General features: G+C 67.6%; 14 protein-coding genes. 1 reads left to right on the top strand and 13 read right to left on the bottom strand.

Features of this window, described 5'->3' with window-relative positions; translation table 11 throughout:
• From M2351_RS31150 to M2351_RS31110, 9 genes are all read right to left on the bottom strand, one after another.
• Positions 1-801 carry a crotonase/enoyl-CoA hydratase family protein gene (locus tag M2351_RS31150; protein ID WP_264659894.1) on the bottom strand — a complete coding sequence of 267 codons (801 nt, stop codon included), beginning with the start codon at positions 799-801 and terminating at the stop codon, positions 1-3.
• Complete coding sequence (locus M2351_RS31145; RefSeq protein WP_264659893.1) at positions 802-2,364, bottom strand: class I adenylate-forming enzyme family protein; 1,563 nt, start codon at positions 2,362-2,364, stop codon at positions 802-804.
• Between the two features lie 31 nt (positions 2,365-2,395).
• Positions 2,396-3,598, bottom strand: a complete 1,203-nt coding sequence (locus M2351_RS31140; RefSeq protein WP_264659892.1) for an acyl-CoA dehydrogenase family protein — start codon at positions 3,596-3,598, stop codon at positions 2,396-2,398.
• Positions 3,598-4,488: a nitrilase-related carbon-nitrogen hydrolase gene (locus M2351_RS31135; RefSeq protein ID WP_264659891.1), complete on the bottom strand. Its 891-nt coding sequence runs from the start codon at positions 4,486-4,488 to the stop codon at positions 3,598-3,600. The genes M2351_RS31140 and M2351_RS31135 overlap by 1 nt, the downstream gene beginning before the upstream one ends.
• A 75-nt stretch (positions 4,489-4,563) precedes the next feature.
• Complete coding sequence (locus tag M2351_RS31130) at positions 4,564-5,457, bottom strand: glycine betaine ABC transporter substrate-binding protein (RefSeq protein WP_264659890.1); 894 nt, start codon at positions 5,455-5,457, stop codon at positions 4,564-4,566.
• A gap of 55 nt (positions 5,458-5,512) precedes the next feature.
• Positions 5,513-6,274 (bottom strand): ABC transporter permease, encoded by a 762-nt coding sequence (locus tag M2351_RS31125; protein ID WP_264659889.1) that lies wholly within the window; start codon positions 6,272-6,274, stop codon positions 5,513-5,515.
• Positions 6,271-7,461 carry an ABC transporter ATP-binding protein gene (locus M2351_RS31120; protein ID WP_264659888.1) on the bottom strand — a complete coding sequence of 397 codons (1,191 nt, stop codon included), beginning with the start codon at positions 7,459-7,461 and terminating at the stop codon, positions 6,271-6,273. The genes M2351_RS31125 and M2351_RS31120 overlap by 4 nt, the downstream gene beginning before the upstream one ends.
• Before the next feature lie 67 nt (positions 7,462-7,528).
• Positions 7,529-8,179, bottom strand: a complete 651-nt coding sequence (locus M2351_RS31115; RefSeq protein WP_264659887.1) for an ABC transporter permease — start codon at positions 8,177-8,179, stop codon at positions 7,529-7,531.
• A 123-nt stretch (positions 8,180-8,302) separates the two neighbouring features.
• Positions 8,303-9,319 carry a GlxA family transcriptional regulator gene (locus M2351_RS31110; RefSeq protein WP_264659886.1) on the bottom strand — a complete coding sequence of 339 codons (1,017 nt, stop codon included), beginning with the start codon at positions 9,317-9,319 and terminating at the stop codon, positions 8,303-8,305.
• A 294-nt stretch (positions 9,320-9,613) separates the two neighbouring features.
• Between M2351_RS31110 and M2351_RS31105 the strand changes: the two genes are divergently transcribed.
• Positions 9,614-10,528, top strand: coding sequence for a transposase (locus M2351_RS31105; RefSeq protein WP_264659885.1), 915 nt, complete (start codon positions 9,614-9,616; stop codon positions 10,526-10,528).
• Positions 10,529-10,647: 119 nt separating this feature from the next.
• On the opposite strand, the gene M2351_RS31100 is transcribed toward M2351_RS31105, so the two are convergent.
• From M2351_RS31100 to M2351_RS31085, 4 genes are all read right to left on the bottom strand, one after another.
• Positions 10,648-11,847: an IS256 family transposase gene (locus M2351_RS31100; protein ID WP_264654291.1), complete on the bottom strand. Its 1,200-nt coding sequence runs from the start codon at positions 11,845-11,847 to the stop codon at positions 10,648-10,650.
• A gap of 126 nt (positions 11,848-11,973) precedes the next feature.
• Positions 11,974-13,215 (bottom strand): recombinase family protein, encoded by a 1,242-nt coding sequence (locus tag M2351_RS31095; protein WP_264659884.1) that lies wholly within the window; start codon positions 13,213-13,215, stop codon positions 11,974-11,976.
• Positions 13,176-13,376 carry a hypothetical protein gene (locus M2351_RS31090; RefSeq protein WP_264659883.1) on the bottom strand — a complete coding sequence of 67 codons (201 nt, stop codon included), beginning with the start codon at positions 13,374-13,376 and terminating at the stop codon, positions 13,176-13,178. Before M2351_RS31090 ends, M2351_RS31095 begins: the two co-directional genes overlap by 40 nt.
• Positions 13,377-15,307: 1,931 nt before the next feature.
• On the bottom strand, positions 15,308-17,308 hold the full coding sequence (locus M2351_RS31085; protein WP_264659882.1) for a PHA/PHB synthase family protein: 2,001 nt from the start codon (positions 17,306-17,308) through the stop codon (positions 15,308-15,310).
• Between the last annotated feature and the right edge of the window lie 315 nt (positions 17,309-17,623).

The raw sequence follows: 17,623 nt of genomic DNA, 5'->3' as shown, positions 1-17,623 counted from the left end.
TCACCGTCCCTGGAATTCGGGGGAGCGCTTCTCGAAGAAGGCCGCCATGGCCTCGCGGTGGTCGGCGGTGTGGTGCGCCATGTCCTGGAACGCGGCGGACAGTTGCAGCAGCGCCGGCAGCGTGGTGTTCATGCCCTCGCGGATCAGCCGCTTGGTCCAGCGCAGGGCCTGCGGCGGGTTGGCGGCGATGCGGGCGGCCAGCGCGCGGGCGGCCGGCAACAGTTCCCCGGCCGGCACCACGCGGGAGACGAGTCCGTAGGACAGCGCCGCCTGCGCGTCGATGGCGTCGCCGGTGAAGGCCATCTCGCAGGCGCGCGACAGCCCGACCACCCGCGGCAGCAGCCACGCGCCGCCGTCGCCGGGGATGATGCCCAGCTTGACGAAGCTCTCGGCGAACACCGCGGTTTCCGACGCGATGCGGATGTCGCACATGCAGGCCAGGTCGCAGCCGGCCCCGATGGCCGGGCCGTTCACCGCGGCGATGGTCGGCACGTCCAGTTCCCACAGCGCGCGCGGGATGCGCTGGATGCCGTGGTGGTAGTTGGCGCGCACCTCGCCGGCGCTCCCTGCGAAGATGCCCTCGCGGTCGCGCATCTGCTTGACGTTGCCGCCCGACGAGAAGCCCTTGCCGGCACCGGTCAGGATCACCGCCCGCACGGACATATCGCGGTTGATGCGGGTGCAGGCCTCCTCGAACGCCGCGAAAAGATCGTCGCCGGCCAGCGCGTTGCGGTCCTCCGGCCGGTTGATGGTCAGCGTGACGACGGCGCCGTCCTGCTCAAAAAGAAGGGGTTCGGTCATTTATGCGGCCTCCGACGTGCTGTAGCGGGCGACGAGGTCGCGCTTCAGGACCTTGCCGCTGGGGTTGGTCGGCAGGGCATCGACGAAGACGACCCGCTTCGGGCGCTTGTAGTGGGCAAGGTCGCCGCTGCCGCGGCAATGGTCGTCGATGCGCTCGGCGGTCAGGTCCGGCGCTCCCTTGACCACGAAGGCGGTCACCACGTTGCCCCATTTGGGGTCGGGCAGGCCGACGACGGCGGCCTCCTGCACACCGGGGCAGCGGTAGAGCACTTCCTCCACCTCGCGGGGGTAGATGTTCTCGCCGCCCGACACGATCATGTCGTCCACGCGGCCGTGGAAGCTGTAGAAGCCCGCCTCGTTGCGGCTGAACAGGTCGCCGGTGTGCAGCCAGCCGCCCTTGAACTTCTTCGCCGTCTCCGCCGGGTTGTTCCAATAGCCGGACGTCATCTGCGGCCCGCGCACGATCAGCTGGCCGATCTCGCCGGGGCCGACGGTGTCCTCCGGCCCGGCCTCGCGGTCCGGCTCATGGCGGATGATGCGCGCCGTGGTGATCAGCGTCGGTTTGCCGCAGGAACCGAGCTGCGCCAACGCATCCTCCGGCTGGAGCAGCAGCGTCAGGCTCGCCTCGGTCATGCCGTAGCCGTTGTAGATGTTCGGGCAGAACTCCGCGACGACGCGCGCCATGGTGGCCTTGGAGATCGCCGCCCCGCCCGTGGTGATCATGCGCAGGCTGCGCACGTCGAACTCGGCGAAACGGGGGTGGAACAGCATTTCCTGGATCTGGGTCGGCACGGCGAACAGGGTGGTGATCGCCTCGCTCTGGATCACCTCCAGCGTCTTCAGCGCCTCGTACCGGCCCAGCACCACGTTCGTGCCGCCCACCATCAGGTGCGGGATGAAGTAAGCCTGCATGCCGCCGACATGGTAGAGCGGTGCTATGTGCAGGGCCTTGTCGCGGTGGCCGAGGCCGTATTCCATGACGCAGTTCATGGCGATGGCCACGTCGTTGCCGTGGCTGTGCATCACCCCCTTGGGCCGCCCGGTGGTGCCGGAGGTGTAGACCAGCGCCGACAGGTGTTCCGGCCGGATGTCCGGGCGCAGATCGGCCCGTTCGGCGGTCTGCTCCGCCAGCGTCTCGAAATGCAGGTGCCCCGGCGGCACCTGGGCCGGGTCGTCGGCGCAGGAAATCCAGCTGTGCACCGTGCGCACCCGGTCGGCCACGGCCAACGCCGTGTCGGTCAGCTGGCGCCCATAGACCAGCACGCGGGCGCCGGAGTCCTGAAGGATGTGCGCGACCTCCCCCGCGGCGAGGCGGAAGTTCATGGGCACCGCCACGGCGCCCAGCAGCTGGCAGGCGAAATAGGTCGTCGCCGACGCTTCCGACGTGCTGACGTAGAAGGCAACGCGGTCCTGTGGGCGCACGCCCAGGTCGGACAGCGCCTGCGCGAAGCGGCTGATGCGCGCCAGCCACTGCGCGTAGGTCCAGCGCCGGTTCTCGAACACCAGGGCCGTGTGGTCCGGATAGCGCTCGGTGCTCTGCACGAGCAGGAAGGCGATGTTCATGGTGCGGACTCGCGAGCTTGCGAATTGGGGGCTACAGGTTCGGTTTCAGCGTCGGCAGGTCGGCCGAGGCGATCAGGTACTTCGCCATCTCCGTCGTGCCGCCGACGATGGGCAGGGCGCGGGCGTCGCGGAAGATCTGCTCGGCCCGCCCGTATTCCTTGGTGATGCCGTCGCCGCCCAGCACCTGCACGGTGGTGTCGGCGCAGAAGGTCGCCGTTTCCGTCGAGACGAGCTTGGCCATCGCCGCGGGCTTCATCAGCGCCTTGCCGGCGACGCCCTGGTCGTACAGCTTGGCGGCGCGGTAGGTGATCAGCTCCGCCGCGTCGATGCGCCAGCTCATCTCGGCGATCTTGTCCCAGATCAGCTGCTTGCAGCCCAGCTTCTGGCCGAACGCCTCGCGCGTCTGCGCATGCGCCGTGGCGATGTCAAAGGCGCTGCGGGCCACGCCCAGCCCCGAGCCGCCGAGGATCACGCGCTCGAAGTTGAACATGCTGATCATGATGCGCAGTGCTGCGTTTTCCTCGCCCAGCAGGTTTTCGGCGGGGATGCGGCAGTCGCGGAACTCCACCTCGCCGACGATGCAGCCGCGTCGCCCGGTGAAGGTGTAGCGGCGCGGGAAGCTCATGCCCGGCGTGCCGGCGGGCACGACGACCGCGCTCATCCCCTTGCCGGCCGGGACATCCGGGTCGGTGATGCCGTAGACGATGTAGACGTCCGCCACCGAGGCGTTGGAGATGTAGCGTTTGAAGCCGTTGATGACCCATTCCCGCCGGGCGGCGTCGAAGGTGATGCGCGTGCGCATGCCCGACGTGTCGGACCCGACGCCGGGTTCGGTCACGCAGATGGCGCCGATCTCCCGCCCTTCCACGATGCCGGGAAGGTAGCGGCCGCGGATCTCCGGCGTGGCGTAGCGGTGCAGGGGATAGGCGCAGCTCAGCGCCGTCGCGATGGTCGTCTCGAAGGCGTAGTTGATGGCCGCCGCCTCCTCCGACAGCATGGTCGCGTGGGTCAGGCCGGGGGCTGCCCCGGAGATCGCCAGGCTGCCGCGGTAGAGGTCCGGGAACATCAGCTTGAGGTATCCGGCCTCGCCCAGCGCGCGGACCACGGCCTTGACCGCGTTCCAGTCGTCGTCGTTCTCGATGGCCGGCGCGCGGGGCAGAAGCTCGCGTTCCAGGAAGCCGGCCAGTTCGGTCCGGAAGGCCCGGTCCGTGTCGTTCAAGATGAAGTCGCGCATCAGGCTCTCCAGGATGCCTTGCCCCAGGCCGGTTCCCCGGTGACGAGGCGGTCGAATTCGTCGCGCAACAGCCGCGGGTTGGCGTCGCGCAGGGTCGGCAGCAGATAGCGGGCGCGCCGCACGTCGGCGTAATCGACGGTGCCGGTGACGAGCTGTTCGCCCGTCCCCTCCGCCTGGACCACCGTGCGGCCGAAGGCGTCGAGGATGCGGGAGCCGCCCCAGAAGGTCAGATCCCCCTCCCGCCCGACGCGGTTCGCCATCGCCACCGGCAGGCCGTAGGTCATGGCGTGGAAGCGCAGGTTGACCTCCCAGCCGCCGGGGTTGTCGAAGTCCGCCCCCACCGCCTCCACCGCGGAACTGATCGGCGCCAGCATCAGGGTGGCGCCGCGCGCCGCGGCGATGTGGACCAGCGGCGGGTTCCACAGGTCGGCGCAGATCAGCAAACCGGCCCGCCAGCGGCCCTCCAGGGAAAGGGTGGCCACCCGGTCGCCCGCGGCGTAGTGCTTGCCCTCCTCCAGCCGTCCATAGGTGGCGAGGTTGATCTTGCGGTGCAGGAACTCCAGCCGGCCGTCCCGCACCACCGCCGCCGCGTTGTGGAACTGCGCGCCCGGCGCTTCCTCGATGAAGCCGAACACGGTCCGCATCGGGCCGCTGGCGTCGGCCAGTTCGCCGATCACCGGATCGTTGGCGGGCAGGGCGAGGCCAAGGGTTTCGGTTCCCGCACCATGCCCGGCGAGCGACAGTTCGGGAAACAGCAGGACATCCACCCCCGCGGCGCGGGCCTGCCGGATGAAGTCGAGATGCTTGCGGACGTTGGAGGCGGGGTCGGCGAAGATCGTCTCGACCTGGGCAAGCGCCACCCGGAGCCGTCCGTGATTGGAATCGGGCATGTCCGTCCGTCTGGTTGCTTTTGCAAAGGGGGCGGGCCGGCGCCGGTGGTCTGGAATGACCGGCCCGCGCCGGGATCAGATCAGCTTCTGGTCCTTCAGGAAGGACGCGGCCACGTCCTCGATCGTCTTCTTGTCGACGTCGATGCTGGCGTTCAGCTTCGCCATGGTGCTGTCGTCCAGCTTGGCCGCCAGCCCGTTCAGCAGGTCGGCGAGCTTCGGCGCGGCGTCCAGCGCGTCCTTGCGGACCACCGGCGTCAGCGCGTAGGACGGGAAATAGCCCTTGTCGTCCTTCAGCACGACGAAGTTGAAGGCGGGAATGCGGCCGTCCGTGGCGAAGACCAGGGCGACGTCCACCTGATGCTGTTGCAGGGCCTGATAGGTCAGGCCGGTGTCCATACGCTTCAGGTTGGCCCGGCCGAACTCGAAGCCGTAGGTCTCCTGAAGGGGCTTCAGGCCGTCCGGCCGCTCGGCGAACTCGGCGTTGCAGGCCAGCGTCAGCTTCTCGCCACCCTTCACGGCCTTGGCGAGGTCGCTGATGGTGACGATGCCGCGCTTCTGCGCGTCGTCCCGGTTCATTGCCAGCCCATAGGTGTTGTTGGCGTGCGACGGGGTCAGCCAGACGAGGCCCTTCTTGCCGTCCAATTCCTTGACCTTGTCATAGGTCTGCTCGGGCGACATGCGGTCGTTGATCTTGTTGTAGGTGATCAGCGACGTGCCCGTGTATTCCCAATACACGTCGACCTGCCCGTTCTCCTGCGCCTGCCGCAGCACGGAGCTGCCCATGCCGGCGCGCTTGTCGATGTCCATGCCGTGGGCGCGCAGAAGCTGGGCGGTCATTTCCGCCATCAACTGCTGCTCGGTGAAGTTCTTGCCACCGACGACGATGGTCTTGGCCTGGGCCGGAGAGCCGATGGCGGACATTGCGAGGATGGCGCCGGCCGCGAGGCCGAACAGGGCACGACGATGCATGGGTTTCCTCCGTAAGGTTTTTTCTTGATGATCGCAGCAAACTTGATGGCGCCGGTTACCGGTCGCCCGGCATCACGCCGCGGGACACGACGAAGCGCGCCACCAGGGCCACCACGAGGTCGGTCAGCACGGCCAGGGTCGCGGTGGGAATGGCGCCGGACAGCATCATGCCGGGCTCGTTCAGATCGATTCCGGTGAAGATCAGCTCGCCCAGGCCGCCGCCGCCGATCAGGAAGGCCAGCGGCACCGTGCCGACGTTCACCGCCAGCGCCGTGCGGATGCCGGCGAACATGACGTAGAGGGCGTTGGGGATCTCCACCCGCAGCAGGATCTGGAGCGGCGTCATGCCCATGCCGGTTGCGGCCTCAATCAGGTGGCGCGGCACTTCCAGGATGCCGGTGTAGGTGTTGCGCACGATGGGCAGCAGCGTCGCGGCCCACAGGGCGAAGATGGCGGGCCTCTCGCCGATGCCCAGCACGCTCATCGACAGCGCCAGGATGGCCAGCGTCGGGATGGTCGAGCCGATGTTCAGCACCTGCATGGCGTTTTCCGCCATGCGCCGGACCGCCGGGCGGGTCAGCAGGATGCCGAACGGCACGCCGCAGAGGATGGCGAGCCCGCCGGAGATGGCGACCAGTTCCATGTGCTGCTGCGACAGGAAGGTGATGTCCTCCCAGCGGCTCGCCAGCTCGTCGACCAGCCCGGTGGCGTGCACCAGGACGCCCAACCCGAACAGCGCGGCGGCGGCCAGCGCCGGCAGCAGCGGCGGCAGCGGGATGAAGCGCGGGACATAGCGCGCGGCCAGGGCGGTCTTCATTCGGCGGCCCCCCGGAAATGCTGGGGCGCAACCGGTCGGCCATCGTCCGCCGGAACGGCGGCGGCGTGGGCAGCGGCGCGGTAGGTGTCGCCCAGCCGGTGGGTGATGCCGCGCTGGGTGATCTGGCCCCGGAAGATGCCAGCCTCGTCGACGCAGGGCAGCCACTCCGCGTCGTGGGTGAACATCGACGACACCGCGCCGCGCAGGTCGGCGTCCAGCCGGACGGGGGAGGGGAGGGCCCGCGCGTGGTCGCCCGCGGCCCCGTGACGGCCCACCGCATCGGCCAGCAACACGCAGCCGGTGGGGCGGCCGTCCTGGTCGGTGACGACGATGTGGCCCTGGTCGTGCTCGTGCATGCGGCGGACCGCGATGTCCAGGGATTCGTCGGCGCGGACGGAGGGGGAGTCGGCGTTCAGCACGTCGCGCACCTTCAGCAGGCGCAGGCGCTTCAGCGTACGGTCGCCGCCGACGAAATCGGCGATGAAGCTGTTGGCCGGATGGGCCAGGACGTTGTCCGGGCTGTCGAACTGCTCCAGCTTGCCGCCGCGGAAGATGGCGATCTTGTCGGCCATCTTCACCGCCTCGTCGATGTCGTGGCTGACGAACAGGATCGTCTTGCGCAGCGTCTGCTGCATCTTCAGGAACTCGTCCTGGATGACCTCGCGGTTGATCGGGTCGATGGCGCCGAAGGGCTCGTCCATGATCAGCACCGGCGGGTCGGCGGCCAGCGCGCGTGCCACGCCGACGCGCTGCTGCTGGCCGCCCGACAGCTCGCGGGGGTAGCGGCGCAGGAACACGGCCGGGCTCAGCGCCATCATCTCCAGCAACTCGACCGCGCGCTTGCGGATGCGCTGGCTGTCCCACCCCAGCATGCGGGGGACGACGCCGATGTTCTCCTCAACCGTCATGTTGGGGAACAGGCCGATCTGCTGGATGACGTAGCCCATCGTGCGCCGCAGCTCCACCGCGTCGATGGTGTCGGTGTCCCGGCCGCCGACGAGGATCTTGCCGGACGTCTTCTCGATCAGGCGGTTGACCATCTTCAGGGTGGTGGTCTTGCCGCAGCCGGACGGGCCGAGCAGCACGCACACCTCGCCCTCGGCGACCTCCATGCAGACACGGTCGGCCGCCGTGACGGGACCCATGCTGGTGTTGAAGATCTTGGTCAGGTTGTCGAGCGTGATCATGGTTCTTCTGGTCCCTTCCCGTCAGAAGCGGGCAATCAGGAAAAGCGCGCCCGGAAAAAGCGCACGGTCAGGCGCGGACGCCGGCCGGCGTCAGGCGGCGCTGCGTCCACAGAAGCGCGTAGTCGGCCACGATGGCGAGCAGGCTGACCGCCAGCGCCCCGGCGACCAGCTGCCGCTGGTCCGTCTGGGAGATGCCGCGGCTGATCAGCGTGCCCAGGCCGCCCGCGCCGATGTAGGCGGCGATGGCGGTGATGCCGATGTTGATGACGACGGCCACCCGCACGCCGGCCATGATGACCGGCACCGCCAGCGGGATCTCGACCCGCCACAGGCGCTGCCAGGGCCGCATTCCCATGCCGCGGGCCGCTTCGCGCAGGGCCGGGTCCACGTTGGTGATGGCGGTGTAGGTGTTCCGGATGATCGGCAGCTGCGAGTACAGCAGCACCGCGATCACCGCGGGCAGGTAGCCGATGCCGTGGCCGGTCAGCGACAGGACCGGCATCAGGATGCCGAACAGCGCCACCGACGGGATCGTCATGATGATCGCGGCGACGTAGAGCACCGCGTCGGCCACCCGCCGGTTCTGCGTGATGGCGATGCCGATGGGGACGCCGGTCAGGATCGCCAGCCCGACGGCGACGCCGACGATGGAGATGTGCTGGACGGTCAGGTACAGGATCAGGCTGGCGTTGTCGCCGATAAAGCGGAGTGTTTCCATCGCGCTCCCTCCCTTGCGCGCACCCTCTTTTGCGGACGCCCGCGGGTGCGGGCGTCGCGTCGACCGGGGTTTGCCGCGCTTGTCTCGACGGCGCCGTTCGTGGGCGCCGCTTATGGTTTGATACTAGGACAGTTTGCTGGTCTCGTCGTCCGTTACGCCGACATGTTTTGTCGAGATTCCGACATCCTGTCCGCGGCGCGACCGGGCGGGCGTGCTCTGGAACGCCTCGCGGTAGCATTTGCCGAAATGCGACACGCTGGCGAAGCCGCAGCGCAGCGCGATCTGAAGAATCGACTGCCCGGTCTCCGCCAGCAGGCGGCGGGCCTGTTGCAGGCGCAAATCCAGGTAGAACTTCGCCGGCGTGTTGCCGAAGGTGGACAGGAACAGCCGCTCCAGCTGGCGCGACGAGATTCCGACCCGCAGGGCGATGGCCGGGGTGGGCAGCGGGTGTTCGATGTTCTGCTCCATCAGCACGATGGCGTTGGCGAGCCGCGTGTCGGTGATGTCGTAGCGGCTGAGGATGTCCATCCGCTGGTTGTCGGACGGCGGGCGGATCCGGGTGTGCAGGAACTGCTCGGCGACGGCGACGGCCAGCGCGTGGCCGTGCTGCCGCTCGATCAGGGCCAGCATCATGTCGAGGCCGGCGGTTCCGCCGGCGCAGGTGAAGCGGTCGCGGTCCACGACGAACAGGTCGCGGCTGATGTCGAGGTCCGGAAACTCCTCAGCCATGTCCGGCATCGCCTCCCAATGGATGGTCGCCCGATAGCCGTTCAGCACGCCGGCCCGCGCAAGGATCAGCGGCGCCGTGCTGGCCGCACCGACGGGGCAGCCCTGGCCGGCCAGCCGCCGCAGCCAGTCGAACACCCGCCGGTCCTGGAACTCGGCGACGTCCAGGCTGGCGATGGCCACCACCATGTCCAGCGGCCCGGCCGTTTCGATGGAGGCGTGCGGCAGCAGCGTGAAGCCGCTGCTCGACGTGATCGGTTCACCGTCGATGCTGATGAGCTTCCAGCTGTACAGCGGCTTGCCGCTCATCCGGTTGGCGGCACGGATGGGCTCGCTGACGGCGCTGAGCGCCATCAGGGAGAAGCCGGGGACCAGAAGGATGCCGACCAACACCGTGGCGTCGCCGGTCGCCATGCGCAAGCCTCCCATTCCATGAGCCGAACAACGGGACCGCGACCATATCCTGTGGGCGCCGGGATGGCACTGCCTTGTGTGGCCACGTTGAAGTGTGTGGCGACCTCGGTGGCTTGGGCTTTCCCCGAGAGGACCATTCCCCCGGGGGAAAGCTCACTCTCAGAGCATGTTCGTAGCAGGGGCGTCCCGGCCGGTGATGAGCGGGATGCTACTTTGAGATGAAGAGGGGTGTCGCCGCGGACGAGGGTTTGGTAGGGCTGTGGATGTCGTCACCAGCCACCAGGCCTGCATTCTATGGGCACTGCCGTTCGTCCTGCAAGCACCACTCCGGCGTCCTGGGACGCCTTCTCGGACGTTGACGCCTTCGTCGACGAGGTGCTGAGCGAGTTGGCCGCGATGGCGACGGACGGCACACGTCCAGCCCGTCCTGGACCCAAGGCAGCGCTCACCGGAGCAGCCCTGCGCAAGGCGATCATGGCGCTGTGGTGCGTGTGCTTCTGTGGCATGCAATGGCGCGCCATCGGCGCTCTCCCCCCCTCTCTCTCGGGCATTCTCTTCGGTACCCTGTACGCGCTGTTTGCCCGCTGGACCCGGCTGGGACTGTGGCGGCGCTTGCTCGATCGGTTGCGCCGGACATGGCGGCTGGCCTGCGGGGACGTGCCAGAGCCCAGCACGGTGGTGATCGATAGCCGGACCTGCCCCTCGGCCCCGAGCTGCTTCGCGCGGGGTGTGGATGGCGGCAAGAAGATCCGTGGCATCAAAATCCACTTGGGCGTGGAGAAGTACGGTATCCCGCTGGCCATCGACGCCTCGCCAGCCAACGTGCACGACACCAAGGGCATCATGCCGGTGCGGCGCCAGCTTGCCGGTCACGGCTTCCAGGGACCAGCCATCGGCGATCTCGGCTATTGCGGCAAGCGCTTGGCCAAAGTCGGGGCGGCGCTCGGGATCACGATCCAGCCGATCGCCCGAGGACGCGACGGCGTGTTCATCCCGACCGAAATTGCTTGGGTCGTGGAAGTAGTCTTTACGCAATTGACAAAACCGGACGTGCTCACTTTCCGTGCTGGTGGGCAGCACGTAGCGGATCTCAACATCAGCATCGGTCACAACGACACGATCGATGAGCAGCAATACGAGTTGCCGACGCTGCTCGAAGGTCGCGGCGGCAAGCCCGTGCTGGACACGCGTGCGGAACGCCTCCAGTGACGCTGCCACGCCGGCCAGATGCTGCTGGCGCGCGGCATCATTGCGCAGCAGCTGATCGTGCCCCGAGGCGTGGTGTCTGAGGGGGCCTCTGTGCTCTTCGGCGGGTTGAGGCCGCCGGTCTACTCCGCTGCGATGGACAGCGGATCAGGGGTGTGAGGGTGGCACAGCTCGGCCAGGCTTTCCATGGTCATGTAGCGCCGGGCCACCGCCCATTCATCATGCTGCTCCAGCAGCAAGGCGCCGACGAGGCGCACAACCGCCCCTTCGCCAGGGAAGATGCCGACGACGTTGGTGCGCCGCTTGATCTCGCCATTCAGCCGCTCCAGAGGATTCGTGCTGTGCAATTTGGTGCGCAGGTCCTTGGGGTACTTCATGTAGGCCAGCACGTCGAACTCCGCCTCGTCCATCAGCGCCGCCAGCTTGGAAAAGCGCGGCCGCAGGCTGTCGGCCACCCGGCGCCACTGCTCATGCGCCGCCTCAGCGGTCTCCTGGGCAAAGGCGGTGCGAATGGTGGCCGCGACCATCGTCTGGTGCGCCTTGCCGACGCAGGCGAGGAGATTCCTCATGCAATGAACACGACAGCGTTGAAGTGTGGCGCCCAGCACCTTGGAAGCGGCGGCCTTCAGCCCGAGATGCGCATCGGCGATCACCAGCTTTACGCCGCGTAGGCCCCGGCGGGTGAGGGTGCGCAGGAAATCGGTCCAGAAGGTCTCGGCTTCCGACAGCCCGAGGCCGAGCCCCAGCACCTCGCGCCGGCCATCGCTGTTGACGCCGATGGCCAGTATGGCGGCGAGCGAGACGATGCGGCCGTCCTGGCGCACTTTCACGTAGGTCGCATCCAGCCACACAAAGGGCCAGTCGCCTTCCAGCGGCCGGTTCAGGAACGCCTGCACGCGCTCGTCGATGTCCTGGCACAGGCGGCTGACCTGGCTCTTGGAGATGCCGGTCATGCCCATCGCCTTGACCAGATCATCGACGTTGCGCGTCGAGATGCCCTGCACGTAGGCCTCCTGAATCACCGCGATTAGCGCCTTCTCCGCGGTGCGGCGCGGCTCCAGGAAGGCCGGGAAGTAGGAGCCGCGCCGCAGCTTGGGGATGCGCAGGTCGATGGCCCCGGCGCGCGTCTCCCAGGTCCGCTCCCGGTAGCCGTTGCGCTTGGTCTGGCGGTCCTCGCTGCGTTCGCCATACCCGGCGCCGCACAGGCTCTCCACCTCCAGCTCCATCAGGCGCTGGGCGGCGAAGCCGACCATCTCGCGCAGAAAGTCGGCATCGGCGCTCTTCCCAATCAGCTCCTGAAGAGCGATCCTGTCCTCGGTCATCGTGGTCTCCGTCTTGGTTGATGGTCGTTAAGCAACCTCAACTTAGCCGAAGAACACGGTGACCGCCGCTCCCGAACGGCCGGCCCGCCTGCGCCAGCTATGGGGGAGCGCTCCGGCGGGCCAGCCTCACGCCTCAGACACCACGCGGTGGGACGCGATCCAGCAGGGCTCCTCCTGGCTAGCCAGGGCCTGTATCTGCTGCTCCCGGTCACGCCGCCGTCGCTCATACTCATCGAGCGGAATGACCGCCCGTAGATAGGCGTCGGTGAGCCGCTCGAGCTGCTGGCCGAGGTGGGCCTGGGCGCGGTGCAGCGTCTCGCGACGCGCGAGCAATTCCTGCGGCAGCCACGCCCCGCCATGGGCGCGTGCCACCGCGGCGGCGAGCGGTTCCGGTTCCCTCAGCAAGGCGCAGAGATCGTTCCAGACCACCTCGTCGAGCTGGTCAGCCGGGATAGAGCGAGCGGGGCAGCATGCCGCGCGGGACGCGCTGCTCCTTCGCCCCTTCCCGGTGCACACATAGTAGGAGGTCCGGCCATTGGCCACCCGCGCCGTGCAGGCCATGCCGCAGCACCCGCAGCTCACCAGCACGCGCAAGAGGTACGGGTGGGCGGTGTTGTTCCGCCGCGCGAAGGAGCGGTTGGTGGCCAGCTTCGCCTGGACCTCGTCGAAGTGCGCTTGGCTGACCACGGCGGGGACCGGTCCGACCGGGATCCAGGTGTCGGCGGGTTGCGGCACCGCCGTGTCGTGTGACCGGCCGATGGGGTGCGTCGCCGAGCGCCGGTGCGTGGGTGGGCGGCAGCGCGTGCGTTGCGCATAAACCTGCCCGGTGTAAGTCGGGTTGCACAAAATCCCCCGGATCGTCGGGCCGGACCAGCACGGTTTGCCCGAGGGGGTGGGGACGCCGCGCGCATCGAGATGGCGGGCGAGGTCCATCAGCGAGGTGCCCGGCTCGCGGTATAGGGCAAACAGCTCGGCCACGACGGCGGCCTCGGCCGGCTCGAGGGTAACACCACGCGGGTCGCGCGGCCGGTCCGGGTGCAGGCGATAGCCGTAGGGCGGATACGTCCATGGCAGCAGCAGACCGGCGCGCAGCTTGGCCAGCCGGCCGCGGCGCATGCGTTCGCCAATCAGCGTCCGCTCGTACTCCGCCACCGCCCCGCGGATCTGCAGCAGCAGATGGTCATGAGGGTCATCGCTCATCGGCCGGTCCAGAAACTCGGCGATGCAGCCAAACCGGGCCCATTCCTCCAGCAACACCATCTGGTGCACGTCGTTGCGCGCCAGACGGTCCGGCGCGGTGACGAGCACGCGGTCACACTCGCGGCTCTTCACGGCGTCACGCAGGCGGTCGAGCCCCGGGCGCGCCAACGTGGCGCCGCTGTAGCCATCGTCGCGGAAGACATGGCCCGCACCCAGCCTTCGGCCGTGTGTGCGTGCACATGCGCGGTCAGGCGCTCGAGTTGCTGCTCAATGGTCTGGTGGTCGACTTGGTGGCTGGTCGAGACGCGACCATAGATCGCTACGCGCATGACACACCTCCGGCCGGATCGGGGGCGCCCACGTCGGGGTTGGCGCCGGTGCGGTCATCGCCCACTGCAGAAGGAGTTGATCGGCCCGGTCCCAACGCTGCTGACTGGTTGGCGTCGACACACCGGTGCGCCGAACGCGCCAAGGACACCGCTTTTGCCGCCGCATCCTTCCCTCCTTGGTGAGTGACCTCACCGCAGAGGTAGGACACAACCGCCTTCCACCCGCCGCCCCGCACGTGTGACAAGCTCAGCTGAAGCTGGCCTGTGCGCGTCAGGCAGAACTTGTCATTTGTGATTAGGCCATTGAGCGCTCCTTCAGCTGGATCACGCGCTACCGTCGATTGAACACCATCGTCGAGCGGACGAAGGAGCACCTCATCGCTTTCATCGAGATTGCCTTCATCTCGATTCTCTCCAGGCGCTTGAAGCGGCTGATCGCCCAGGCTCCCAGTGCATGACGTCTACAAACATGCTCTCAACGTCAGAGTCCATGCCATCTCCCGTCACCTGATCCAAGAAAGGTATGGTGAGGCGGGCTGCTCAACCATGAGCTTTACGATGTACGCCGCTCTAGCCGACGGTTTGACGCTTGGATGTAGGAAGCGATCGGCGATCCAGAGGCGGGAGCGGATGATTTCTCCCCTGGGATTTACGGACGTAGTTTCCCGCGCGCATTGGCTGATTTCCTCGTCTCTCCCCGGTCAGAGGGACGATTGGAGGGATGCGCCGGACGCCAGGGCTGGTTCTCTCGCTTTGGGAGTATCGGAAGGACTTTCCAAGCGTCGTCATGCCCACTCCGAGGCTGAGACGCGCGCAAGCCGACACGCTATGCTGATCATCGGCCAGGGCAACAGTAAGACTTTCCTTCAGCAGCAAGATCGTCCTACGCATGGCCTTCTCCCGAGAGAGTCGCCCGCGCAACGGGCGGCTCTCTTGCGTTTCGGAGCGGTCATTGAGCGCCCCACCCGCTGAATCGTCGGCCTCACTCACCGTGTCAGGGCGGTTGCGGCGCTTCCGCCCACTGTGGTCTTGAACCGATTCAAGGTCTTATGCTTGCGAAATGCGACCCAGGATCCAGTGTTCCCACTGTCGGGTTGCCCGTCCAGCCATCGCTGTTCATCAGCCGAATGGACAGCGATCGGCACGTCGGCTGGACGAGCGACCCGATCAGGGTTTCTGATCAGGGCACACGCTCCAGTTCTTTCTTGGGCCGGATTTGCTCGTCTTTGCCCGTTTCCAGGATGGGCTCCGCACTCGGCCTGACGGTTTCGGCCTTACGGTGAACCTCGTCGTTTCGCCTCAGAGTCTCCGTCCTGTCCGCCTGCCGACGGGACCTGTACGGCCAGCGCTCACTGCTGTGGCACATGCTTTCCTCCATTGGCTGCATCAAAGATCAACAGCCGAGCGACGGAATCCGACAGGGTCTTGCATCGTTCCTCAAACGACGCCCCCGACTCGCTTGCCGATGCCGGGACACGCGAACGCTGTCCAGTCATTCCCACCACGCAGGACGCTCTCCATCCAGCGCGTCTCCCGTTGCCCACACCCCGTCCGCCCGCTGCTTTCCGGCACAAAGGCCATCCGCCTGTGCGCGATGGCAAACCACGGACAGCGAACCCTGCCAACGAGCGCGCAAACGCCGTGCCCCTGCCCGATGCCGGCCGCGGGCGGTCGCCGGGCTCGCCGGGCCGAGATGTGAAAAGCCGCCCACGGTCCGGGTCCTAGCCGCCGTTACCGGGCAAGGGCTGTGTGACAGTGCCAAGGCGCCGCGCCATCGTCCATTGCAACGAGGTGGCAAAGGCATGTCGAAGGCCTGTTCCTCCGGCGCCGCTCCTGGCCGCCGGTCGCCAAAAGGGGCCGCCGATCATGCAAAAGGAACCGGATGCGGTGCTTTGAGAGCGGATGGCGGTCGCCACCGCCAGCGTCACTTCTCAAGCACGTAAGCGCCGGGCGCATCCTCGAGCGGTGGGTGGACAACGCTGCCAAGTGACGGCGGCTTGCCCTTGCGCGGACCGTGCCGACAGCCAGGCCGTCCAGTCGGTGCACCAGCTTCCCTCGTGGCGCGTCGCCGCCTGTCGCCAGGAGGCGGCGTCCGTGACCGGCGTATCGTCCTCCAAAGTCCAGTAGGCCCCCTTGCCGCCGGGCGGGTTGACGATGCCGGCGATGTGGCCGCTCGACGCCAGCACGAAGCGCACCGCGCCCCCGATGAGCTGCGTGATGCGCCACGCCGCGCTCCACGGCACGATGTGGTCCTTCTCGGCGCCGACCGCGTAGAGGTCCTGTTCGATCCGTCCGAGAGCGATGGCGTGCCCTTTCAGGCGGATCCTGCCAGGGCGGATCAGGTTGTTCTCGACGTAGGTGTTGCGCAGGTACCAGCTGCGGGCGGCGCGGGCCATGCGCGTGCCATCGCTGTTCCAGTACAGAAGATCGAAGGCCGGCGGCTTGTTGCCCAGCAGGTGATTGTTCACCACGTTGGCCCAGATCAGGTCGTTGGAGCGCAGGAGGTTGAACATGTTGCTCATCGCCCGGCTGTCGAGATAACCGCGCTCCATCATCTGCTGCTCGATGAAATCGATGCTCGGCTCGTCCATGAAGACCGCCGTATCACCCACCCGTGCGAAATCCTGCAGCGAGACCATGAAAGTGGCGGCGCCGAAACCGCTCTCGCCTTGGGCCGCCAACCAGGCCAGGGTCAGCGCCAGCAGCGTGCCGCCGATGCAGTAGCCCATAACGTTGACCGTCTCGCTGCCGGAGATCGCGCGCACCACCGCGCCGGCCTCCAGCGGGCCGAGCTCCATGCAATCCTCGATGGTGATGCCGTCCATGCTGGCGTCCGGGTTCTTCCACGAGATGGTGAACACGGTAAAGCCCTGCTCGATCAGGTAGCGCACGAAGCTGTTCTGCGGCTGCAGGTCGAGGATGTAGTATTTGTTGATCCATGGCGGCAGGATCAGCAGCGGCACCTGGTGCACCGTCGCGGTCGCGGGCGCGTATTGGATCAACTCGATCAGGCGGTTGCGGTGAACCACCTTACCGGGGGTCAGCGCCAGGTTGCGCCCCGGCGCGAAGGCGTCGGCATCGACCATGCGGAGGCGGCCGGCCTGAAGGTCGCTCAGCAGATTGCGGGCACCGTCGGCCAGGCTCGTGCCGCCCGTCTCCATGGCCCGGCGCAGCGCGACCGGATTGGACAGCAGCAGCAGGGTCGGGCTCATCGCATCGACGAACTGGCGCAAGTGGAAGGTCAGCCGCTGCCGCTCGGCCTCGTCCAGGCCCGGCAGTTCGCTGCCATGCCGGAGCAGCCAGTCGGATGCCAGCAGATACAGGTCCCTGAGGCTGCGGTATGCAGGATTGAGGTGCCATTCGGGGGCGGCGAAGCGCTTGTCCTCCCTCCCGGCGGCCAGACTCGCGGAGGCCAGCCCGTCGCTCAGCCCCCACCACCGTCGGGCCGCGTCGTTCCAGGCGTCCATGGTGGCCCGCCAAAGGCTCACGTTGAGCTCGGCGGCCGAGCGCAGGCTCCGTTCGGGGTGGCCGAGCGATAAGACGGCCACGGTCCGCAGGGCCCGCGCGACGGCGGCCCAGTCGACCGGCACGACGGCGCGGAACGGGTTGGCGCTCCATATCCCGTCGATGGCGTGCAACAGAGGATCGCGGGCGAGCATGGCGTTGATCTGTTGACTGCTCGCCGCCAGCATGCCGCCGACGAAATCATCGCGGGTCACCTGCGACCACGGCCTCCCACCGGGCCAACCCCGTCCGGCCGCGAAGTGGTTCTCCATCCAGGACGCCCAGAGCCCCAAAGCCATGTCCGGCTGGACGGCGCGTTCTCCGCGGGGGCCGTTTCGAGGTTCGTCCTTGGCCTTCGATCGACGACGGGCCGTCCCGGATGCCCGAGGTGCGTGGGAACGTTGCAGATCGGCCTCTTGGGTGCTCATGCCGTTTCCTCCAATGGCGGCACCACCGGCAGTACTAGCGATGCGATCGGCGCCAAGAGGAAGCCGCAGTGTTGATGCTTTCAGCGTTCAACAACAGCAAAGCCAGGACATTGCGCCAATGCCGGAGGACCGAACCCAGAGCCGTTCAAGTCTTCTCTTGTGCTCCGAACGCCTCTCGGCCCGATCCCAAACTGGGCGATCGGCTGGTTGTGGACTGTTGCGGCCCGTGGTCAGCAGGCCCGGCAAGCCGGGCCCCCGCAGACCCAAACGCCGGGCCATCGTGATCCAGACCCTCTGCACGGACATCGGGAAGGG

This window comes from Azospirillum canadense, from assembly GCF_025961225.1.
Classification (GTDB): domain Bacteria; phylum Pseudomonadota; class Alphaproteobacteria; order Azospirillales; family Azospirillaceae; genus Azospirillum; species Azospirillum canadense.
Note: the sequence above shows the minus strand (reverse complement) of the source record. Positions and strands in the feature narration are given on the sequence as shown.

Excerpts from the sequence above, each read along its gene's own strand:
- M2351_RS31090 (WP_264659883.1), bottom strand. The coding sequence starts at position 13,376 with ATGCGCGTAGCGATCTATGGTCGCGTCTCGACCAGCCACCAAGTCGAC.
- M2351_RS31085 (WP_264659882.1), bottom strand. The coding sequence starts at position 17,308 with ATGAGCACCCAAGAGGCCGATCTGCAACGTTCCCACGCACCTCGGGCA.
- M2351_RS31100 (WP_264654291.1), bottom strand. The coding sequence starts at position 11,847 with ATGACCGAGGACAGGATCGCTCTTCAGGAGCTGATTGGGAAGAGCGCC.
- M2351_RS31140 (WP_264659892.1), bottom strand. The coding sequence starts at position 3,598 with ATGCGCGACTTCATCTTGAACGACACGGACCGGGCCTTCCGGACCGAA.
- M2351_RS31115 (WP_264659887.1), bottom strand. The coding sequence starts at position 8,179 with ATGGAAACACTCCGCTTTATCGGCGACAACGCCAGCCTGATCCTGTAC.
- M2351_RS31130 (WP_264659890.1), bottom strand. The coding sequence starts at position 5,457 with ATGCATCGTCGTGCCCTGTTCGGCCTCGCGGCCGGCGCCATCCTCGCA.
- M2351_RS31105 (WP_264659885.1), top strand. The coding sequence starts at position 9,614 with ATGGGCACTGCCGTTCGTCCTGCAAGCACCACTCCGGCGTCCTGGGAC.
- M2351_RS31125 (WP_264659889.1), bottom strand. The coding sequence starts at position 6,274 with ATGAAGACCGCCCTGGCCGCGCGCTATGTCCCGCGCTTCATCCCGCTG.
- M2351_RS31145 (WP_264659893.1), bottom strand. The coding sequence starts at position 2,364 with ATGAACATCGCCTTCCTGCTCGTGCAGAGCACCGAGCGCTATCCGGAC.
- M2351_RS31135 (WP_264659891.1), bottom strand. The coding sequence starts at position 4,488 with ATGCCCGATTCCAATCACGGACGGCTCCGGGTGGCGCTTGCCCAGGTC.
- M2351_RS31110 (WP_264659886.1), bottom strand. The coding sequence starts at position 9,319 with ATGGCGACCGGCGACGCCACGGTGTTGGTCGGCATCCTTCTGGTCCCC.
- M2351_RS31120 (WP_264659888.1), bottom strand. The coding sequence starts at position 7,461 with ATGATCACGCTCGACAACCTGACCAAGATCTTCAACACCAGCATGGGT.
- M2351_RS31150 (WP_264659894.1), bottom strand. The coding sequence starts at position 801 with ATGACCGAACCCCTTCTTTTTGAGCAGGACGGCGCCGTCGTCACGCTG.